We start from the raw sequence: 19,916 nt of genomic DNA on the forward strand, positions 1-19,916 counted from the left end.
ACTCTCCTCCGGGCTGAGAGCCAGGGAGACCGCCATGTCGTCTGGAACCGGTTGGACGGGAACTTCCCCGGCGGAACCGTCGACCTGAAGTACACCTTCGATCTGGAAGACGGACTGATCCACACGCTGGACATTACGACTTAGGGGAGTCATTTCCTCGGTGCGAACGGAGCATGTGGCGGTCGCGCCAGGCTGCGGTGGACCACAGAGCCAACGCGACCAGGAGCGGTTGAAAGAAGAGTCTCGTGAGGCGGGCGGAATCGGTATCCAAGCCGAAGGCGTCTACGCCGTCGACGTACTGGGCGATGTTGCCGGGGAACACCGCCACGAAAAAGGCTGCCACGATCCAGCCGACCTGCACGCGCCAACGCGGGAGGAAAACCAGCGCAGCCCCCAGAACCACCTCGACGATGCCTGATGCCACGACCACAAAGTCGGTATCGAGGGGCATCCATGAGGGGACCTGGGCGGCGAATTCTTCACGGGCGAAGAACAGGTGCGCCGTTCCGGCGAAGAGTAGGAAAGCTCCCAGCGCGATGCGGGCGATGGTTCGGAACGGAGACAGGGTAGGAAGGTCACTCACGTGGGAAGCCTAACAGCGGCGCCAGAGGACAGGACCCTCAGGCGCCGCGCTACCCGTGTAACTTACGGGGCGCCGGGGAGTGACTCGCAGACGATACCGTCTTTATCCCGGTCAAGCTTTGCCACGTCGCCGTAGTAGGGGAAGTACTTCTCGTACCAGTTCTGCGCTTCCCGCCAGGTGCTGAAGTCATCGCAGTTCTTTGAATCGCCCGGATTCGCAGGCTTGGCAGGCGGTGTCGGCTTCGGGGTGGGCTTAGGCATCGGCTTAGGAGTTGGCGTCGGTGCGGGCGCCGGAGCTGGCGCGGGCTTCGGTGCGGGGGTCATGACCACGGGAGCTGACTGGGTCACGGCGGCCGGCTGACCGGCACAGTTGTTCAGCACACCGGCCATGGCGTCGCGCTCCGCCTGGGTGACCCACAGGCCGTGGATGGCCTTGGCCGAGATCTGTCGCGAAACGTAGGTGCAGCGGTAGGAGGTGTTCGGCGGCAGCCAGGTGGCGGCGTCACCGTCGCCCTTTTGTCCGTTGGTGGGACCGTCGGTTGCCTGCAGGTTGAGAGGATCGTTGGCAAACATCAGACGCTGATCGGCGCTGAGCTGTTGGGCACCCTTCTGCCAGGCATCTGACAGCGCCACCACGTGATCGATCTGCACCGCAGTGCTGGTGGTCGTGCCCCGGACGAAGTTGATCACCATACCGGTGTAGGGGTCGTTGAGAACCCCGGTCGCGACCTGACAGGTTCCGTACGTGTAGGTGATGTTTGTGAGCTGGCGCTTCAACATGTCGTTGCGGGTGTCGCACCCGTTGTTGTCGGTATCGAACCAGGTGGGTCCGAACTGATCCCGGGTGTACCCGGTTTTCGGGGCACGGCCCTTGACCGGGATGGTCTGCAGCACCTGGACCGCGGTCGACCCGTAGGCGGCGGGACGGTTCAGCGGAAGCTCACTCTTCGTCCGGTACATGAAAGCGGCCATCGCGTCGCGCTTGACGGATTGCAGGGGCAGGAAGCGTCCGTCGGGCCAGCCGGTGGAGATCCCGGTGTTCGCGAGCCAGCTGATCTCCTTGTAGAACATGTTGGAAGTGGGCACATCACGGAACGCACTGGTTTTGGACGCAGTGAACGCTGGCTTCACCGAGAAACGGTAGAGGAACGCCGCCATGGCATCCCTATTGACTGAGCTGAGTGGCTTGAAGGTCCGGTCCGGGTAGCCGGTGGTGATGCCCTGCGACGCGAGCCAATGGATCTCCTTATAGAACTGTGTTCCCACTGGGACATCGGTGAACCACGACTGTGCGGGTGGTTGGTAGGCAGGCGAGCCAGCCAACCGGAAAAGGAAGGCTGCCATCGCGTCCCGCGCTACCGACTGCAACGGGCGGAACGTGCCATCCGACCATCCCTTCGAGATTCCCTGATCGGCAAGCCAGGTGATCTCGGTATGGAACTGGCTGGTCGATGGAACGTCTTTGAAGGTGGTGGCCGCACTGACGTGAGAGGGTGCCACCAGGGTGCCGGCGCCTATCACCAGCACGGCGAGCATCATGAGGGTGGCTCTGATTGTTTTCATAGGTTCTCCAGTGAGTGCTAACGCGGATGAAAATGGCACAACGCGACACACAGGTAGAAGAACTTTGAACGTCTGGGACCCCCAGCGCATGACGTCCCCCGCTCATGCTCGTGACTGAAGCTTACGGGCGCCCGGTACCTTCTCACCGGTTACTTGGCACAGCATTGCGTCAGGATTGCCGAAAGAAGTGCCGTCCGCGGGGAGCCATCGGCAATGCTGAACCTGGAACGTTCACGAGTACGGGGGAAGCAGTGCCATGGGGGCAATGGATCGTGAGTGGTTTTATAAGGACAACGACACCAAGCCTGTCCGTCGTGGTGCGTCCGGGCCGGGAGTTGGATCCGGTGTACAGCGGTCGGCTTCGGGCCGGGTACCCCTGTGGGCGCTCGAAGAATCCCTGAACGGTCAACTACTCGAGCATGCGCCTGGTCGCACGTCGCGCGGTCGGAAACCGAAACGCGTCCGTAGGCAACGACGTCGAGGGTCCGGCCGCGGACTGAGACTCGGCACGGTCGGTGTCATTGCACTGGTGGTGGGTCTGTACCTGACTCCGACCATCTTCGACCGGTACATCCTCGCTACGGCGCTCCCCTATCTGCCCGGGTCGCCCGTTCCGCCTCGCGGGGTCGACGCATCGGATGTCCCACTCGGTCTGCCACCGGCGAGCAACGGGGCCACGTCCTTCGTTCTTATGGAATCACCGGACGATTCACAGGACTTTGTCGCGTATGACCCCTGCCGACCCGTGGATTACGTAGTTCGGCCGGACTTCGCACCAGCCGGCACGGACGGGCTCATCGAGGAAGCCGTCGCCGGAATAGCGGCAGCAACCGGACTAACTTTTGCCTACCGAGGAATCACTACCGAGGCGCCCAGCGAGGAACGGGACACTTACCAACCCGATCGCTACGGCAAGCGTTGGGCACCCATCCTCATTTCCTGGACCAGCCCGGCGGAGATCCCGGGGCTTGAGGGAGACGTCGCCGGCCTCGGAGGCAGCCTCTACGCGCATACCCCTGACAAGCCGTTCGTCTATGTTGCCGGTCAGGTTCAACTCGACGCACCTGACCTTACGGACCACCTTCAATATCCTGGCGGGCGCGACCAGGTAAGAGCACTCATTGTGCACGAGTTGGCTCACGTCGTCGGGCTCGATCATGTCGATGACCCCAGCCAGCTGATGTACGAGGAGAACAACGAGCTGACAACTCTGGGAGACGGCGACCGGGCGGGACTTGCACTGCTCGGCGCAGGGCCGTGCGTCCCGCAGCTTTAGTAGCCGCGGGACGCAGAGTCCTCCGCCGCAATGCGCCGCCATGCTGGTGGACATCTCGCGGTCAATGGAACAGTGCGCAGTGACTAGAGCCGTTCTCGGGACCACTCGTTCAGGTTTCTGACAGTTGCGCTGGCTGAATCGATAAATGCATAGGCCCCCTGCTGACTTACCCTGGTTTTCCCGGAGTTGACGTCCATCCGTAGAGTTCGAAGCTCCCTAAATACTTCGACAATCTCAGTTGGCGCTCCCAGGTTCTGGAGAAGTTTGTAAGAAGGCATCTGCACTTTGCCAGGCTTCGACTGGGCATCAGCGCCGAGTACATAGTCGAGGTAAACAATGAAAGACAACATTTCTGTATACGCGCTCAGGACGACGAAGCGAGCAGACTCAGTGGAGTTGATAGACCGCGTCCGAGCCCCCATGTTCTTCAGTCGATTCAGAGTTTGTTCGGCGACGAATCTGCTGAGCTCCGCGTCCCCTTTCTGAACACGCGCCACCTCCCGTCCTTTGACGCGACGCGACAGAACATCCGGAGCTCCCACGGTTCCGTTAGCGACGACCTCTTCTGGAGAACCAACGTCCTCAGCAATGGATTGCGCCCGCATATCCCCCCGTTTCGCCGAGATAAACGGCGAAGTGAACTCCCTGACATCGAGGATAAAAGCGCGAACAGGTTCCCGAAACCAGAAGAGAATAAACAACAGGATCGCTAGCCAAATCACAATGCCGACAAGATCAGTGATGTCACCAAACGTTGGTGGAGTCATGCTCTTCCTCTCGCCTTATCAGGGATTACCGCCCAGTGTTCACGAACCTGATGCACTGGCCCTGGTTCGAAAAGCCCGGGCTCAGTGTCTTCCAGCCGTCTTTTTTGCACTCCTCGGCGGACCGCGGGGCCACAAAGGTTTCGCCGTCGCGCTGGTCCCACGCGGTCATGAAGTTATTGGCTGCACTAAGCGCTGCCATGCTGGGGTAGCGGTCAGGGGCCGTGTTCCCGAAAACCACAAAACCCCACTCACTCGGCTGCGCCTCATCACCGGACCGATTGTTGATGAACTCAAAGTTGGCGTTATCGATGAGGAAATCGCCCTTCGTGTTGTAGAGGGTGTTGTCCGCGATCGTTCCGGTGCCGTTCGGGTTCAGGTAGGCGCCGCTTCGCAGCGTGTGCATGGTGTTGCCGGTCAGCGCGAATCCGCCGATGCTGCCCTGCGTCACTATCCCCCGGTTGCCCACCCAGCTGCTCATCGGCAGGGGCTGAGCCGGACCATAGATCACGTTGTCACTGACGGTGACGTCAGCTGCGCCGACCTGAACAAACTCCCTGGCAACCGGGGCATCGCTGGTGATGGTGAGGTTGGACAGGGTGGATCCAGCTCCCGACATCAGAAAGGTAATCGCCGTGCCGGTTTGGGCGACCGTAGCTTCGTCCGATCCGGTGACCGTGACGTCCTTATTGACCGTGGTGGTCCCGGATACGGCCAGTGCTCCGGAAATCTGGATAGTGTCGCCAGCAGCGGCCGCATTGACGGCAGCTTGGATGGTTGAGTAGTCGCAGCCGGTCTCACAGACGGTGTGCACCGACGCCGCAGCAGCGGCAGGTGCGCCAATTCCCGCCCCAGCCAGGGCAGCTGCAATCAGGGCAGTAAACAGTGGTTTTTTGATGGGTCCCCCTAGGCGCGCAGGATTCGAATGCTGGACGGAGCATCCGGTTACCCGACGGACTGAGGCGCGCATTCTGCAGGTTCGGGTATCCAGGTAGCGCAATCGTAGGTCACGATTGTGACTTAGGCCACTAAAAATCGTGAGGAGCTCGAAAGAGCGAAAACGACATACTTTGAAAACAGCGATGGCCGGGCGGTTCGGATAGAAACCCGAGCCGCCCGGCCACCGTTGAAAAGAACTCGCTAAATCAGCCGAGGATCGCGTTGGCGATGAAGAGCAGCGGGATCGAACCTGCCCAGACCGCCGTCGTAATGCCCGACCAGCCCTTGAGAGCCGCGATGCCATCGAGACCGGCAAAGCGGGTGACCACCCAGAAGTAGGAGTCGTTGAAGTAGCTGAACACCATCGAACCGGCGGTGCAGGCAAGAGCCGCAACGATCGGATCGATACCGAGTGAACCAACCAGCGGCGCCGTCACTGACGCTGCGGTGATCATGGCGACGGTGCCGGAGCCCTGGGCAATACGGACCAGCGTGGCGATCATGAACGGCACCAGGAACGCTGGCAACGGAGTACCGGCGATTGCTTCGGCGAGGGCGTCGCCCACACCCGAGCTCCGCAGCACCTGGCCGAGTGCACCACCGGCACCGGTGATGAGCAGGATCAGACCGGCCGAGGCAGCAGCCTCACCAAACCAGCCCTGCACCTTGTTGCGCGGCGTCCAACGTGGCAGCAGCACGTAGACGGCGAGGATCACACCGATCACCAGGGCAACAACGGGGTTACCGATGAACGCGAGGGGAACCACCCAGTCCGACGGCGTGTAATCGCCGCCGCCAACAACACCCTGGTTGTTCTGGTCGATGGCACCACTGACGGTGTTCATGATGATGAGGAGCAACGGCACCAAGAGCGGCAGGGACGCAACGAAGGCGCCAACCCTGTGCGGCTTGGCTCCTGCTGGAGGGGTGCCGAGGGTGTTGTTGTCGACGTCCATGGAGGGAGCGTCGTCCTCGGTGGTGCCAGCGCCGCCGTCGTGATCGGCGACAGCGGTACCGCCGCTACGGCGACCCGACTGGGCGTGAGCCGTGCCGTACACGGCTTCGCGGACTGTCTGGTTCATTGAGGGTTCGATCTTCGGGCCGATCCACTGGGCGTAGAAGACGACGATCGGCAGCAGCAACACGGTGAACGCGAGACCCGCGAGGATCAGCGCACCCAGGTCGGCACCGAGGATGCCGGCGACGGCCAGCGGGCCCGGCGTCGGTGGCACCAGGTGGTGGGTCAGGGTCATGCCACAGCCGAGGGCGAGCGCGAGGGTGATGTACCCGGCGCGCTTGACCCGTGCAATGGAGCGGGCCAGCGGGTTCATAATGACGTAGCCGGAGTCGCAGAACACCGGGATGGACACGAGTGCGCCCACGCTGCCAAGCGCCCAGGGTTCGCGGCCCTTGCCGAAGAGCTTCAGGAACGCCATCGCCAACGAGTTGGCGGCTCCCGAGACTTCGAGGATCTTGCCGATGCCGACACCCAGGCCGATCACGATGCCGATCGACGCCAGGGTGTTACCGAAGCCCATCGTGATCGACGAGACGATATCCAGCGGGGCCTGGCCAGCGACAATGCCGGTCACCAGCGCCGCGATCAAGAGTGCTACAAACGCATCGAGCCGGGTCTTCAACACCAAAACAATAATGGTGGCGATACCCAGGACGAGCGCCAAAAGAAGTTGTATATCCACGTACTGCTCCTCGTTGAGCTGAGCAGGCCTCGTTGCCATCTCAGGGACTGCACCGGCCGGGTCTCGTACTTTTGACGGGCACTGTGCTGGGTGTCACACTAGCACTAGACATATGACATCTGACAAGTGCCTGTGGTGAAGACCCGGAAACGAAAGTGCGGACCAGTGATACTCGAAGAAGAGTTGCTCAGCGGCTACCCAGCTGTCCAGGCCATCAAGCCGGAGGTGATCGCTGCAGCTGTCCGGACCTCCGGCCGAATTCTGGTGGTACTCGACGACGACCCCACCGGCACCCAGTCCGTCGCCGACCTGCCGGTCCTCACCTGCTGGGAGCCGAGCGACTTCGAGTGGGCTTTCGCCCAGCGCATCGGTGGCGCACCGGCACCGGCGGTCTACGTCCTCACCAACACCCGCAGCCTCGACCCGGAGACCGCTGCAACACGCAACCGGGAGATCGTCACCAACTCCCTCGACGCCGCCACCGCAGCGGGCGTCACCATCGGGTTTGTGAGCCGCAGCGACTCGACCCTCCGCGGCCACTTCCCGCTGGAGACCGACGTCATCGCCGCCACCCTGCTGTCCCTGGCAGACATCGCTACCGACGGCGTCGTCATGGTTCCCGCCTTTCCCGACGCCGGCCGCGTCACCATCGGCAGCGTCCACTACCTCCGCGGGAACGACGGCGCCCTCACCCCCGTCGCCGACACCGAGTTCGCCCAGGACGCCACGTTCGGGTTCACCTCCTCGGACCTCGGCGACTATGTGGCAGAGAAAACCGGCGGGTCCGCGAGCGCTGTCATCCGGTTGGACCTGTCACTCATCCGCGGCGGTGCGCAGGGCATCGCCGACGCGCTGATCCACGCGTCCGACGCCGTCCCCATCGTGGTGGACGCCGTCACCGAGGACGACCTCCGCGCACTCGCCCTGGGCCTCGAGGAAGCCGAAAGCCGCGGCAAGAAGCTGCTCTACCGCGTCGGACCACCATTCGTCCGGGCCCGGATCGGGCAGCAGGAGCGTCCACCGCTGACAGCTGAGGAAGTGTTCGCCGACCTGGACGCTCCGGCCTCCGGTGGACTGATTGTGGTGGGCTCCCATGTGGGACTGACCACCCGCCAGCTGGACGCTCTGGTGGCGCGACGCCCCGAAGCACGACTCGTGGAACTCGACGTGGAAGCCGTCCTGGACCCCGAACGCCGGGATGCGGGAGTCGCCGAGGCGGTGCGCGCCGTCGTCGACGGCCTCCCCACCGGCGAGGTCATCCTGCACACCAGCCGCACCCTGATCCGCTCCGATGACCCGGAGCAGAGCCTGGACATTGCCCGCACCATCTCGCAGGCAGTGGTCGACGTCGTTCGCGAAACCATCGCGACGGCTCCCGTGCGCTTTGTCATCGCGAAGGGCGGCATCACCTCCTCCGACGTCGCCGCCCACGGGCTGAGTATCCGCCACGCGCTGGTGCGCGGACCGATGCTCCCGGGCATCGTCTCCCTGTGGCAGCCCGCCGACGGGCCGGCGCGCTCCATCCCATTCGTGGTCTTCGCCGGCAACGTGGGGACTGATGATTCCCTGGCCGACGTGGTGGACATCCTCCGCTCCCCCGCTGCCTCTCCTACAACGACAGGATCCACCCATGACTCCTAATACTGTTGCGGTGTTGGGCCTCGGCGCCATGGGCCTGCCGATGGCCACCCGGCTGGCCGGGGCGTTCGACGTGACCGGGTTCGATCCGATGCCAGCCTCCCGCTCCCGTGCCGAAGCGACGGGGCTGATCTGCGCCACGACAGCCGCCGACGCCGTCAACGGCGCCGGTGTGGTGCTGCTCGCGGTCCGCGACGCAGCCCAGGTAGAGGGTGTCCTGTTCGGCGACGACGGGATTGCTCCCGCGCTGACGCGGGGCGCCGTCGTCGTGATGACCAGCACCGTGGGGATGGACGCAGTTGCCTCCTGGACGGAGCGGCTCGGCGAACTGGGCGTTGCGTTGGTCGACGCGCCCCTGTCCGGCGGACCGAAGCGGGCCGGCGAAGGGGACCTGCTGATTGTGGTCGGCGCCGAACCCGCGGCGTTGGACACCGCCCGGCCCGTCCTGGAGCGGCTTGCCTCGACGCTCACCGTGGTGGGAGACAAGCCCGGGGACGGACAGGCCATGAAAACCGTCAACCAGCTGCTCTGCGGTGTGCACATCGCCGCCGCAGCTGAAGCCCTCGCCCTTGCCGACGCGCTGGGGCTTGACCAGCAAAAGGCGCTGTCCGCGCTGGAGACCGGAGCGGCGTCGTCGTTCATGCTGTCCAACCGCGGACCACGCATGGTGGAGGGGTACGACGGCGACGCCGAGGTGCTCAGCCGCCTCGACATCTTCGTGAAGGACCTCGGCATTGTGGGCAAAGCCGCCCGGGGCGCAGGACTCGCGGCTCCGGTAGCGGCTGCGGCCGAGCAGCTGTTCCTGCTCGGGCAGACCCAGGGGCTGGGCACCGCCGATGACTCGGCAGTGATCAAGGTGGTCGCGCCCCAGCGGCGCACCACTGTCGATGACACCGCCTCTACAGTGGACAGCGCCGAAGGGACAACCGGTGGCACGCAAGCCGCTCGCTGAGTCGGTGTTCGATGAGCTCCTGGAACGGATCATCGACGGCACCTACCCGCCCGGTTCCGCACTCCCGCCGGAGAACGACCTCGCGGCGTCCAGCGACGTCAGCCGCCTCACCGTGCGCGAGGCGCTGAAGCAGCTCCAGGCGCAGAATGTCGTGCAGATCCGGCGGGGACTCGGCACCTATGTGAATCCCACGGCGCAATGGACAAACCTGCAGGCCATCGTCAGGTACGCCTCAACCAAAGCCGACTCCCCCGATGTCTCGCTGCGGCTGCTGGAAATCCGGCGGATGGTGGAAACCGGCGCCGCCGAACTGGCGGCCCTGCATGCCACCGACGAGGACCTCGCCCGGATGGAAGAGGCGAATAGTGCGCTGCAGGCCGCCCACGAGGCCAAGGACCTGGACGCCGTCACCTCAACGGACATCGCCTTCCATGAGGCGATCTTCCGAGCGTCAGCCAACCCCTTCCTTCCGGTGATCCTCGGACCGCTCAGCGAGCTGCTCTACACGATGCGCCGGGAGACGTCGTCGTTCCACGAGGTGCAGCAGCACGCCATCGAGCACCACCGCCTGGTGCTGGAGGCGATCCGTAGCCGCAATCCCGAGGTGGCCGGCAAGGCGATGCAGGCCCACATCAACCAGACGTACGACGACTACGAACACTTCATCCATTCAGAAAAACAACAGCAGGAGATTCAGTGACCTTTCCGACAGAACGCACAGCAGTCCTCACCGGCGCAGCCTCGGCCCGCGGCATTGGCCGCGCGACGGCGGACCGGTTGGCACGCGATGGCTGGTCCATCGCGATCCTCGACATCGACGGCGCCGCTGCCGAAGAAGCCGCAGCCGACATTGCGCAGCGTCACGGCGTGCAGACCGTCGGCGTTGCAGCCGACGTGTCGGACGAGGCGTCAGTGGACGCCGCGATCACCGCTGTTGAAGCCTCAGCCGTCCCGCCGATCGTCGCGCTGGTGAACCTGGCCGGGATCAGCTCCCCCACCGAGTTCATGCAGGAGACCAAGGAAGCCTGGGACCGGGTCTTCGCGGTCAACATGACCGGCACCTTCCTGGTCACCCAGCGCGCACTGCACGGGATGATCGAACGCAAGCTCGGCCGCGTGGTCAGCATCTCCTCCATCTCGGCGCAGCGTGGCGGCGGCACCTACTCGAAGGTCGCCTACAGTGCGTCGAAGGCCGGCATCATCGGCTTCACCCGTGCGCTGGCCCGCGAAATGGGCGAGCACAACATCACCGTCAACGCTGTGTCCCCCGGACCGGTGGACACCGACATCATGGGCGGCACCCTCACCGACGAGCGCAAGCAGGACATGTCCAAGGACATCCTGATGGGCCGGGTCGGCACAGTCGACGACATCGCTGCCCTGATCTGCTTCCTCGTGGGCCCCGACGCCGGCTACATCACCGCCGCAACCTACGACATCAACGGCGGCCTGCAGATCTCCTAACTGGTGACAGTCGGGGGTTAGCCGTCCGTCGATGGGCGAGCCTCGGGCGCGGTATCCGGGACATTGTCGGCGTTCACGTCGTCCGCGGCGTCGTTGTGGTCGTTGCTATCGACGTCGTCGTCTTTGTCCTTGCCTCCGGTTGTCGGCTGTGAGTGCCGGCTGCCCGCCTCGTCCCGGGTGACGTTCTCGGCCAGTCCCAGTGCACGACAGGCATCATCCTCGCTGAGTCCGAAGAGCGTCTTGACGTGCAAGTCACGCTGCGGGAACGGGATCTCGATGCCATGCGCCTGTAGGGCGGAGTGCAGCGCCCAATTGTAGGCAGCAGTCACGGCCACCGGTTTCTTGGTTGCCTCAGGGTTGAGCCAGATGACAAGTTCAAAGTTCAGCGAGCTTGTATCGAACTTGCTCAGCCAGACTTGAGGCCGCTGCGGACCGTCGAGGTGAAGGGTGAATGGCACGGCAGCGGCCGCTTCGAGGGCCGCCTTCTTCACCACGTTCTTTTCCGTGCCGTAGGCGACCCCGAATGGCACACGAAGCCGCCGCAGCACGTCCCGGTGAGTCCAGTTCACCACCCGGCCGGCGACGAACTCGGAGTTCGGAACCAAGATGTCGATGTTGTCATTGGTGACGATCGTCGTCGCCCGGATCTTGATGTCGCGCACTTCCCCGGTCACGCCGGATTCGAGTTCCACAAAATCGCCGATCTTCAGCGACTTATCCAACAGCAGCACCACGCCCGAAATGAAGTTGCTGAACAGCGTCTGCAGGCCAAAACCGAGGCCCACCCCCAGTGCACCGGCCACTACAGCGAAGTCACTCAGAGGGACTCCGAGCGCCGAAATCGCGAGGATAAACCCGACCACCAGAACGGTGTAGGCAACCAGCCTCGAAAGGGTGTACCAGGTCGCGATATGGGAGCTCTGCTGGGTACGGGAGCGACGCAAAATAATCCTGCGCAGCACGAATGCCATCACACCAGCAGCAACCAGGATGCCGACGGCGGTTAGCACTTCCACCAGGGTGATCGGCGTTCCGAAAACTTCGACCGCGGCACTGGCCTGCTCATCATCCATCCGCTGAGCCAAGCATAGGATGCTGCGATGACGCAAAGGCGCGCCGAGACCGCTCGGGAGGCGAACCAAATCGGGGATCGGCTGTCCGTGGCCTCACCACCAGTCCTGATACCCCGCCTCGTGCTGAGGTGCGTACAATGATCCTGCTGTCATCAGCCAGATGAAGGAGTGATCACCTGATACGGGCCGTTAGCTACAACCTGCGCGAACACAAGGCCAGCGATGAGCTGGAGGACCTTGTCCAGCGGTACGCAGTAGATCTGCTGTGCCTTCAGGAGTGCGATGCCTCCGATCTGCCGGCAACTGTGGGCGACCTGCAGCTGGCGATTGCCACGCAGGAGAACCGGCTCGGGCTTGCCCTCTACTATCGGGAGGAGCGCTTCACTGCCCACCAGACCAGGGCCATGGCGTTGAAAAAGTCGCTTCACGACCGCGTGCTCGCCCCGGCACATGAGCGACTGATCGGCCTGCAACTCACCGACAACACGACCCACCACGACCTCGTGGTGGGATCCTTTCACGCTGCGCCGCTGACGGCGTCGAACTCGTTGCGCCGCAAACAAATCCATGCCTCGCACGCCGAACTCCTCGGGATGGGCCCCGGAGTGGCAACGCTCATGGTGGGTGATTTCAACTACCCGTTCTTCACCCAGCGCCTCACCAGGAATATGAAGGACGCCGGCTACGACCTGTCGCTCAGCGATCTGCGGACCTACACCCGGTACCGGGTCTTCCGGGGACACTTCGATTTCGCGACCTCCCGCGGGCTGGACATCCAGAGCGTCGAGACGCTGCCGCGCGGCGCTTCGGACCACCTCCCCATCCTGGTCCGGGCCGAGTACAGCCCGGCGAATAGTCAGGCCTCGGCCGTAGCGTAGGCGAACTGCGCCGCAGCGCGACACCCGACCGCGTTTCATTGACCCGCCGGGCCTGGTCAGAACCTCCCACTGGGTTCGGGGCAGTGGCATCCTTCCGGCGCACAGGCGAGGGCATTCGGCGCAGCTACATTGACCCGCCCCGTGAGACCCCCTAGGATTTTATCCAATCAGCAGAAGTGTTCTTCCACGATGCGAATAATCGCACCGTCATTGATCACCGCGGATCCGTACAACAAAGGGGTTTTACGCCAATGTCACTGCACACCAGCTCCACATCAGCCGTCCTGGCCGGGGCACGGTCAGCTTCCCTGTCCGAAGCAGACCGGCGCGATGCGAGTACCGACCGCTCCGGCTACGTTTCGCAGTCCCTGCCGGACGGGGTTGTCTTCGCCGAGACCACCGACGACGTCGTTTCCACCCTCCGGCTGGCCGCCGCCCACCGTACCCCGATCGTCACTCGAGGTGCTGGCACCGGGCTCGCCGCCGGCGCCTCCGCCCGGTCCGGCGAAGTGGTGCTTGACGTGTCCCGGATGAACAAGATCCTGCGCATCGACCCGGTAGAGCAGCTCGCCGTCGTCGAACCCGGAGTCCTGAACGCCGACCTGAACGCCGCCGTCGGAGAATACGGGCTGTTCTACGCGCCGGATCCGGCCAGCACATCCATCTGCTCGATCGGCGGCAACGTCGCCACTAACGCCGGTGGCATGCGGTGCGCGAAATACGGTGTCACCCGGGACGCGGTGCTGTCACTGAACGTGGTCCTCGCCGATGGCCGTCAGCTCCGGACCGGCCGCGAAACCATGAAAGGCGTCTCGGGGTATGACCTCAACGCACTGATCGTCGGCTCCGAGGGGACGCTCGGCGTCGTCACCGAGGCGACGCTGCGGCTCCGCCCACTCCCGGTGGCGACGGCGACGGTCGCCGCCTTTTTCCCGGACTTCGCCACCGCGGCGCAGGCGGCATCGGCGGTCATCGCGTCCCGGATTCAGCCGTCCATGCTGGAGCTGATCGACGGTCAGACGCTCGAGGCGATTGACATGGCGATGGGCACCACCTACCGGTCGCAGGGCGGAGCGTTCCTGCTGGCGCAAACCGACGGCTATGGCGCCCATCTGGAGCAGGATGTGCTGATAGAGGCCATCAGGCCGTTCGCCACCTCGATTGAGAAAGCGAAGGACGACGAACACGCCGCGGAACTCATTACCGCCCGCCGGGAAGCCATTCCCTGCCTGGAGAAACTGGGCCGGGTGTCCATCGGCGATATCGGCGTCCCGCGGGGCCGGCTGGCCGAGGTAGCGGTCGGGTTGAAGGACATCTCAGAGCGCACCGGGGTGCGGATCTACTCGGTGGTCCACGCGTCGGACGGCAACCTGCACCCCATGCTGGTCCTGAATCCCGAGGACTCAGTCACCGAGGGGCCAGCGAAGGTCGCCCTCGGCGAGATGTTCTACCTGGCGAAGAGCCTCGGCGGCACCCTCACCGGCGAACACGGCATCGGGCTGCTCAAGCGTGACTGGCTCCTGCCTGAACTGGGCGAGGTATCCCTCGACGTGATGCGGTCCATCAAGGACGCCATCGACCCGCACGGACTCCTCAACCCCGGTAAGGCCATCTAGCTCGCGACGGGCGGTCCGGTTACCCGGGCCGCCCCTCTTTTTTATGCGCGTTTCCCTGGTGCGGGCCAGCCGGAGTGTCGAAGACGAAACAGGCTGGCGCGCAGTGAAGCGCCCTAGCCGCACAAGAGTGGTCGCCCAACAGCAATCCTGCGGGTTGACCACTTTTCCGTGGACGCCGGTGCGGTTCGGGCACTTCTTTGTGACGAGCGAAGGGGCGGCATCCGGGTTCTGTGGATGCCGCCCCTTCGTTGGTCGTGTCTAGGCCCTGCGGAGTGACCTGGACACGCCGGTGTGGCTTAGAGCCGATCCCGGTTGTCGACGTCGTCATCCCCCGATGTCGAACCGCGCCCGGCCGAACGGCGGGTAGTCGAACCGCTACCGGTCGTTGCACCATCACGATTGACAGAACCATCACCATTCACGGATCCACCACCGACCAGCGACAGCGCATCCTTACCCTGGAAGCGCATCATCCATCGGGCCAGGAAGACCAGCCCGATCAGCAGGGCCGCCAGCACAAAGGTGCCGAGATTCAGGCCCAGACCGAAGATGAACAGCGACGCAACAGCTCCTGCCGCCACACAGTAGTAAAGGGTCACGAGGATGGTCTTGCGCAGCAGGTCACCCTCCCGGCCCAGCAAGCCAACGGTCGCGGAGGCCGCAACGATGTTGTGGATCGCAATCGGGTTACCACCGGCACCGCCCACCGCCTGTGCGGCGACAACCTGCTCAGGTGGAACACCGATGGCCACACCGGTGGAGAACTGGAACTGGGCGAAGGTCAGGTTCGACACGGTGTTCGACCCGGCAACAAACGCCCCCAGCGCGCCGATGAACGGCGCGATGACCGGCCACGAGACTCCGGATATGGCTGCGGCGCCCTCGGCCAGGGTGACCGGCATGCTTGAGAGGCCCGAGTCGTTGAGGTCCGGACCCGACTGGATCAGCACCCGCACCAGCGGGACGGCGAACAGCAGGGCGACCGCGGTGCCAGCCAACTGCTTCCCTGACACCTTCAGCGTCTGGGCAATCTGCTTCCCGCTCATCCGGTGAATCAGGTAACCGAAGATAGCGGCGAGGATCATCAGGAACGCCGGCGAGTAGAACGGCTGCACATTGGTGGTGATGCTCGTGCCGAGGATGTTCTCAAAGGGAATCTGGATTCCGGTCAGGAACTCCTTCAGCGGAGCGATCACCCGGGTGCCTACCAGCAGGACCGCCATCAGCACGTAGGGCGACCAGGCGCTGATGATGCTCATGTGGGTCCGGACGTCGGTTGCCTCGGACGGTTCGATGGTGCCCATCCAACGGTCGGACCAGGAGGAGCGCGGTCCGAAGTCGAAGGTGTCCTTCGGCATCAGGAAGCCCTTGCTGGAGGTGAACATGACCAGCATCAACCCGATCAGCCCGCCGAACAAGGACGGGAACTCCGGTCCGAGGAAACGCGCAACGGTCACATACGGGATGGTCATCGCGAGCGAGGCGTAGATGGCGAACGGCCAGACGGCCAGGCCGTCGCGGAAGCGGCGTTCCGGTCCGAAGAACCCGGTGAGCATGCAGACCAGGATCAGGGGAATCAGGATGCCCACGATGGCGTGGATGGCTGCCACCTGGAAGCCGATGTTCGAGACATATTCCGGCATGGTCAGCCCGAGGACGGCGATGCGCTCGTCCACTGCCGGATCCCCACCCAGGCCATTGGTCACACCGACCAGGATGGGCGTACCGACCGCGCCGAAACTCACCGGTGTGCTCTGGATGATCAGACCCACCATGACGGCTGCCATCGCTGGGAAGCCCATGGCGAGAAGCAATGGGGCGACGACGGCGGCCGGCGTACCGAAGCCCGACGCACCCTCGATGAAGCTACCGAACAGCCAGCCGATGATGATGGCCTGCACCCTGCGGTCAGCCGAGATGTTATTGAAACCCGCCCTGATGCTCGCCATGGCGCCACCGATGGTGAGCGTCGAGAGCAACAGCAGCGCACCGAAGACGATATAGAGCAGAGTCCCGGCAACGATCAACCCTTCGAGCGACGCCGCGAGGATGCCCGTGAAATCCATCTCCCAAACCAGCAGCGCCACCAGCACCACCAGCACGTAGCCGACCGGCATGGCGTATTTCGCTGGCCAGCGGAACCCCGCTAGCAATACCCCCACCACCAGGATCGGCGCCAACGCCAATAAACTAAGCACCGCAAGATTATCCATAAACCAGTCCCCTTTGACTGTGGCTACCGCATGACTCCACGATGATGAACGCTACCGACCGCGCATTTCGCGCGACGAATGCCTTCCACATCGTGGAATAAGTTTTCTACCAACGAGTAAGACCTTAGGTCTGACCACAGGATCAGTCAATGGTTGGCACGTGTAATCGGCCGCGATGGTCCGATTCTGCGACAAGCGGTAGTCAGCTAGGCGCCGTCGTCGGACACCTCCCGCAAATGCATCCGCTCACCCTGCCGACCGAACAGGCTCATGAACTCCACCGGGTTGTCATCGGCCCGGCCGAACCAGTGCGGCGTCCGGGTGTCGAACTCGGCAGCCTCCCCCGCCGGCAGCACGATGTCCCGGTCCCCCAGCACCAGCCGCAGGTTGCCGTTCAGCACGTAGAGCCACTCGTACCCCTCGTGCACCTGCTGCGTCGGCGTCTCCCGCCCTGTACCGCCCGGCAGGATGTGCTTGTACGCCTGGATGCCGCCGGGCTTGCGGGTCAGCGGTATCAACGTGCCCCAGCTGGCGGTGATCGGGCGCAGGTGTACCCGCGGATCTCCGGTGGTCGGGGCTCCCACCAGCTCATCAAGCGGTACCTGATGCACCTTCGCTAGGGGTAGCAGCAGTTCCAGCGTGGCCTTCCGCTGGCCGGTTTCCATCCGCGAGAGGGTGCTGACCGAAATGCCGGTGGCCTTGGCGAGCGCGGTCAGGGTGATGTCCCGGCGGATCCGGAGGGCCTTCAGGCGCGGCCCGACTGCGGCCAGCGCCTCATCGATTGCTTTGTCCATGGCCCTAGTTTGCCATCTCAGCAAAGATGTTTGCACTCCTTGAGGTGTGGGCACAGGATGAAGGACATGAGCACACATACCACTTCATTCACATCCGCCCACAGGTACGACGTCGTCATCGTCGGCGGCGGTGCCGCTGGCCTGAGTGCCGGGCTGATGCTCGGCCGCTGCCGCCGCTCGGTCGCGATCATCGACGGCGGCGAGCCACGCAACGCTCCCGCCGCGGGGGTCCACGGCTTCCTGACCCGGGACGGTATGAAGCCCGTCGAACTGCTGGCGATCGGCCGCGGCGAGGTCGAGTCCTACGGCGGCATCATCATTGACGGGCAGGTGATCGCCGCTGGCCGCGACGGCGAGGACTTCACCGTCACCCTCGCCAGCGGTCAGGTCGTCACGGGCAAACGCCTGCTGATCGCGACCGGCCTGATTGATGGGCTGCCCAACGTCCCCGGCGTCAGCGAGCGCTGGGGCCGCGACGTGCTGCACTGCCCGTTCTGCCACGGTTGGGAGGTCCGCGACCAGGCGATCGGCATTCTCGCCACCGGCCCGATGGCCTCACACCAGGCCCTGTTGTTCCGGCAGTGGAGCACTGACATCACCCTGTTCCTCCACACCAACCCCAGGCCCTCCGCCGAGGAGCTGGAGAAGATCGCCGCCCGGGGTACCCGCGTGGTCGAGGGCACCGTCCGGGAACTGACAGTCGAGGAGGACTCGCTGCGCGGCGTCGCGCTCGACGACGGCCGGACCATCCCGCTGGACGCCGTCGTCGTTGGGCCGACCTTCAACGCCCGCGCCGACGTGTTCGCTGATCTGGGCGTGGCGACGGTCGCGCACGAATCTGGCCTGGGGACCTTCATCGCCACTGGTGATGCCGGTGCCACCAACGTTCCCGGCGTCTGGGCCGTTGGGAACGCGGCGAACCTGATGGCGCAGGTGCTCGCGTCGGCGGCCGAAGGCTCGTGGACAGGCGCGATGATTAATATGAGTCTCATGGAAGACGAGCTGCAGCGCGACCTCGCGGCACACCGCAGCACCCGTGACGCCAATCAAACGAAGGTGACCGCAGCATGACCTCCCACAACCACCACAGCCACGATGATCACCCGCCCACCGAGTACGACCAGACCTACTGGGACACCTTCTACAACGAGCGGCCCGCTGCCTGGAGTGGTCAGCCCAACCCGCAGCTGGTCGCCGAGGCGGCTGAGCTGACGCCAGGGAGAGCGCTCGACGTCGGCAGCGGCGAGGGTGCCGACGCGATCTGGCTGGCCCGCCGCGGCTGGACGGTTACCGCCGTCGACATCTCCGAGGTGGCGCTCACACGTGGGGCGGCCATGGCGGCAGCCGACGAGGACTCCGCCGCCCGGATCACCTGGGACCGCCAGGATCTGTTGCGATGGGCCCCGCAGGAGCTGTCGTTTGACCTCGTTACCGCCCAGTTCCTGCACCTGCCCAAGGCCGAGCGTGAGCCCCTGTTTACCCGGCTGGCATCGGCTGTCGCTCCGGGTGGCACCCTATTGATCGTGGGACACCACCCGAGCGACATGGAGTCCGGCGCGCACCGGCCGCCCCGGCTTGACCTCTTCTACTCGGCGGAGGAGATCGCCCCGCTGCTCGATCCGGGGCAGTGGGAGATTGCGACCGAATCCCGGGAACGGGTGCAGGATCACGACGGCGAGGCGATCACCATTCACGACGCCGTGCTGAGCGCGCGCCGGAAGGCGTAGGGAACATTGTCTTGCCCTCGGGAAGGATTCGAGGACTCCATGCCTTATAGAAGGGGAGCTGCTCGCAGCATCACACCCCCACACTTAAGGAATTCCATGACGTATCAAGCACACACGCCTGTCGCTGCGACCACCGCGCAGACCATCTTCCGGGTTGCCCTGGGCAGCGTCCTGGTGGCGCACGGGTCGCAAAAACTGTTCGGCTGGTTCGGCGGCGGAGGCATCGACGGCACCAGCAAGGGCATGGACGCCATGGGCTTCCGCCCGGCCAAGACCAGCGCTGTGTTGGCCGGAGTCGGCGAGGCCGGAGCGGGTCTGGCCCTCGCCGTCGGCCTGGGCACCCCGGTAGCCGGTGCTGCCGCGGCAACCACGATGGGTGTCGCCGCCAGCGTTCACACCCCGAACGGTTTCTTCGCGTCCGACGGCGGGTTCGAGTACCCGGTGGTGTTGGGCATCGCAGCGGCATCGTTCGCTATTGCGGGTGCGGGCGCCGTCTCGCTGGACTCGGTCACCGGGCACGTCCTGGACCGGCCGTGGATGCGGGCCACCGCGTTGGCTGCGATCCCCGTCGCGATCGGCATCCAGCTCTACCGCCGGCACAAGACCCTGGCGGGCGACGCCAAGTCAGAGTCGGAGAAGACTCCCGTCGCCGAGGGTTCGACCGACCCAGCGTAGGCAGTACCTCACAGAGGCCGTGCACCGGAGTTCCGGTGTGCGGCCTCTGGCGTTAAGGCTGC

Annotated in this window: 18 protein-coding genes; 10 read left to right on the forward strand and 8 right to left on the reverse strand. The window is 64.4% G+C overall.

Translation table 11 applies throughout. From position 1 onward, the window contains the following. Positions 1-133: 133 nt before the first annotated feature. Entirely contained in the window at positions 134-583 is a 450-nt protein-coding gene (locus H4V95_RS15595; RefSeq protein ID WP_312884061.1) for a DoxX family membrane protein, read from the reverse strand. Between the two features lie 62 nt (positions 584-645). Continuing rightward, entirely contained in the window at positions 646-2,145 is a 1,500-nt protein-coding gene (locus tag H4V95_RS15600) for an S-layer homology domain-containing protein (RefSeq protein WP_245345738.1), read from the reverse strand. Positions 2,146-2,401: 256 nt separating this feature from the next. Between H4V95_RS15600 and H4V95_RS15605 the strand changes: the two genes are divergently transcribed. Then, a complete protein-coding gene (locus H4V95_RS15605) occupies positions 2,402-3,421 on the forward strand; it encodes a M10 family metallopeptidase domain-containing protein (RefSeq protein ID WP_245345739.1) in 1,020 nt (339 codons plus the stop codon). 83 nt (positions 3,422-3,504) lie between these two features. Here the strand turns inward: H4V95_RS15605 and H4V95_RS15610 are convergent, their stop codons facing one another. The 3 genes from H4V95_RS15610 to H4V95_RS15620 all read right to left on the reverse strand — a co-directional run bounded on the left by H4V95_RS15610 (position 3,505) and on the right by H4V95_RS15620 (position 6,824). Then, positions 3,505-4,188 carry a hypothetical protein gene (locus tag H4V95_RS15610; protein WP_209731019.1) on the reverse strand — a complete coding sequence of 228 codons (684 nt, stop codon included), beginning with the start codon at positions 4,186-4,188 and terminating at the stop codon, positions 3,505-3,507. 25 nt (positions 4,189-4,213) lie between these two features. After that, a complete protein-coding gene (locus H4V95_RS15615; RefSeq protein WP_209731020.1) occupies positions 4,214-5,155 on the reverse strand; it encodes a right-handed parallel beta-helix repeat-containing protein in 942 nt (313 codons plus the stop codon). 175 nt (positions 5,156-5,330) lie between these two features. Next, on the reverse strand, positions 5,331-6,824 hold the full coding sequence (locus H4V95_RS15620; protein WP_209731021.1) for a GntP family permease: 1,494 nt from the start codon (positions 6,822-6,824) through the stop codon (positions 5,331-5,333). A 165-nt stretch (positions 6,825-6,989) separates the two neighbouring features. On the opposite strand from H4V95_RS15620, the gene H4V95_RS15625 reads away from it, so the two are divergent. The 4 genes from H4V95_RS15625 to H4V95_RS15640 are packed head-to-tail and all read left to right on the forward strand — an operon-like array spanning position 6,990 to position 10,878. After that, the gene (locus H4V95_RS15625) at positions 6,990-8,465 is read left to right on the forward strand and encodes a four-carbon acid sugar kinase family protein (protein WP_209731022.1); all 1,476 of its coding nucleotides are present in this window, start codon (positions 6,990-6,992) and stop codon (positions 8,463-8,465) included. Further along, entirely contained in the window at positions 8,455-9,414 is a 960-nt protein-coding gene (locus H4V95_RS15630; protein WP_245345741.1) for an NAD(P)-dependent oxidoreductase, read from the forward strand. Before H4V95_RS15625 ends, H4V95_RS15630 begins: the two co-directional genes overlap by 11 nt. Then, positions 9,392-10,114, forward strand: coding sequence for a FadR/GntR family transcriptional regulator (locus H4V95_RS15635; RefSeq protein ID WP_209731023.1), 723 nt, complete (start codon positions 9,392-9,394; stop codon positions 10,112-10,114). Before H4V95_RS15630 ends, H4V95_RS15635 begins: the two co-directional genes overlap by 23 nt. Next, positions 10,111-10,878 (forward strand): SDR family oxidoreductase, encoded by a 768-nt coding sequence (locus tag H4V95_RS15640; RefSeq protein ID WP_209731024.1) that lies wholly within the window; start codon positions 10,111-10,113, stop codon positions 10,876-10,878. The genes H4V95_RS15635 and H4V95_RS15640 overlap by 4 nt, the downstream gene beginning before the upstream one ends. Positions 10,879-10,895: 17 nt before the next feature. Here H4V95_RS15640 and H4V95_RS15645 read toward each other — a convergent pair whose 3' ends face one another. Beyond that, a complete protein-coding gene (locus H4V95_RS15645) occupies positions 10,896-11,951 on the reverse strand; it encodes a mechanosensitive ion channel family protein (protein WP_245345742.1) in 1,056 nt (351 codons plus the stop codon). 179 nt (positions 11,952-12,130) lie between these two features. Here H4V95_RS15645 and H4V95_RS15650 point away from each other — a divergent pair, with 179 nt between their 5' ends. Beyond that, positions 12,131-12,829 (forward strand): endonuclease/exonuclease/phosphatase family protein, encoded by a 699-nt coding sequence (locus H4V95_RS15650; RefSeq protein ID WP_209731399.1) that lies wholly within the window; start codon positions 12,131-12,133, stop codon positions 12,827-12,829. Positions 12,830-13,080: 251 nt separating this feature from the next. Then, positions 13,081-14,445: an FAD-binding oxidoreductase gene (locus H4V95_RS15655; RefSeq protein ID WP_019481866.1), complete on the forward strand. Its 1,365-nt coding sequence runs from the start codon at positions 13,081-13,083 to the stop codon at positions 14,443-14,445. 296 nt (positions 14,446-14,741) lie between these two features. Here H4V95_RS15655 and H4V95_RS15660 read toward each other — a convergent pair whose 3' ends face one another. Further along, positions 14,742-16,658, reverse strand: coding sequence for an L-lactate permease (locus H4V95_RS15660; RefSeq protein WP_209731025.1), 1,917 nt, complete (start codon positions 16,656-16,658; stop codon positions 14,742-14,744). A gap of 206 nt (positions 16,659-16,864) precedes the next feature. Then, positions 16,865-17,452 carry a helix-turn-helix domain-containing protein gene (locus tag H4V95_RS15665; protein WP_209731026.1) on the reverse strand — a complete coding sequence of 196 codons (588 nt, stop codon included), beginning with the start codon at positions 17,450-17,452 and terminating at the stop codon, positions 16,865-16,867. A 66-nt stretch (positions 17,453-17,518) separates the two neighbouring features. Here H4V95_RS15665 and H4V95_RS15670 point away from each other — a divergent pair, with 66 nt between their 5' ends. The 3 genes from H4V95_RS15670 (at position 17,519) to H4V95_RS15680 (ending at position 19,854) form a co-directional block, all read left to right on the forward strand. Further along, entirely contained in the window at positions 17,519-18,523 is a 1,005-nt protein-coding gene (locus H4V95_RS15670; RefSeq protein ID WP_209731027.1) for an NAD(P)/FAD-dependent oxidoreductase, read from the forward strand. After that, positions 18,520-19,179, forward strand: coding sequence for a cyclopropane-fatty-acyl-phospholipid synthase family protein (locus H4V95_RS15675; RefSeq protein WP_209731028.1), 660 nt, complete (start codon positions 18,520-18,522; stop codon positions 19,177-19,179). The genes H4V95_RS15670 and H4V95_RS15675 overlap by 4 nt, the downstream gene beginning before the upstream one ends. Positions 19,180-19,275: 96 nt before the next feature. Continuing rightward, complete coding sequence (locus tag H4V95_RS15680) at positions 19,276-19,854, forward strand: DoxX family protein (protein ID WP_209731029.1); 579 nt, start codon at positions 19,276-19,278, stop codon at positions 19,852-19,854. Positions 19,855-19,916 lie beyond the last annotated feature (62 nt).

The organism is Arthrobacter sp. CAN_C5, assembly GCF_017875735.1.
Classification (GTDB): Bacteria; Actinomycetota; Actinomycetes; order Actinomycetales; family Micrococcaceae; genus Arthrobacter_D.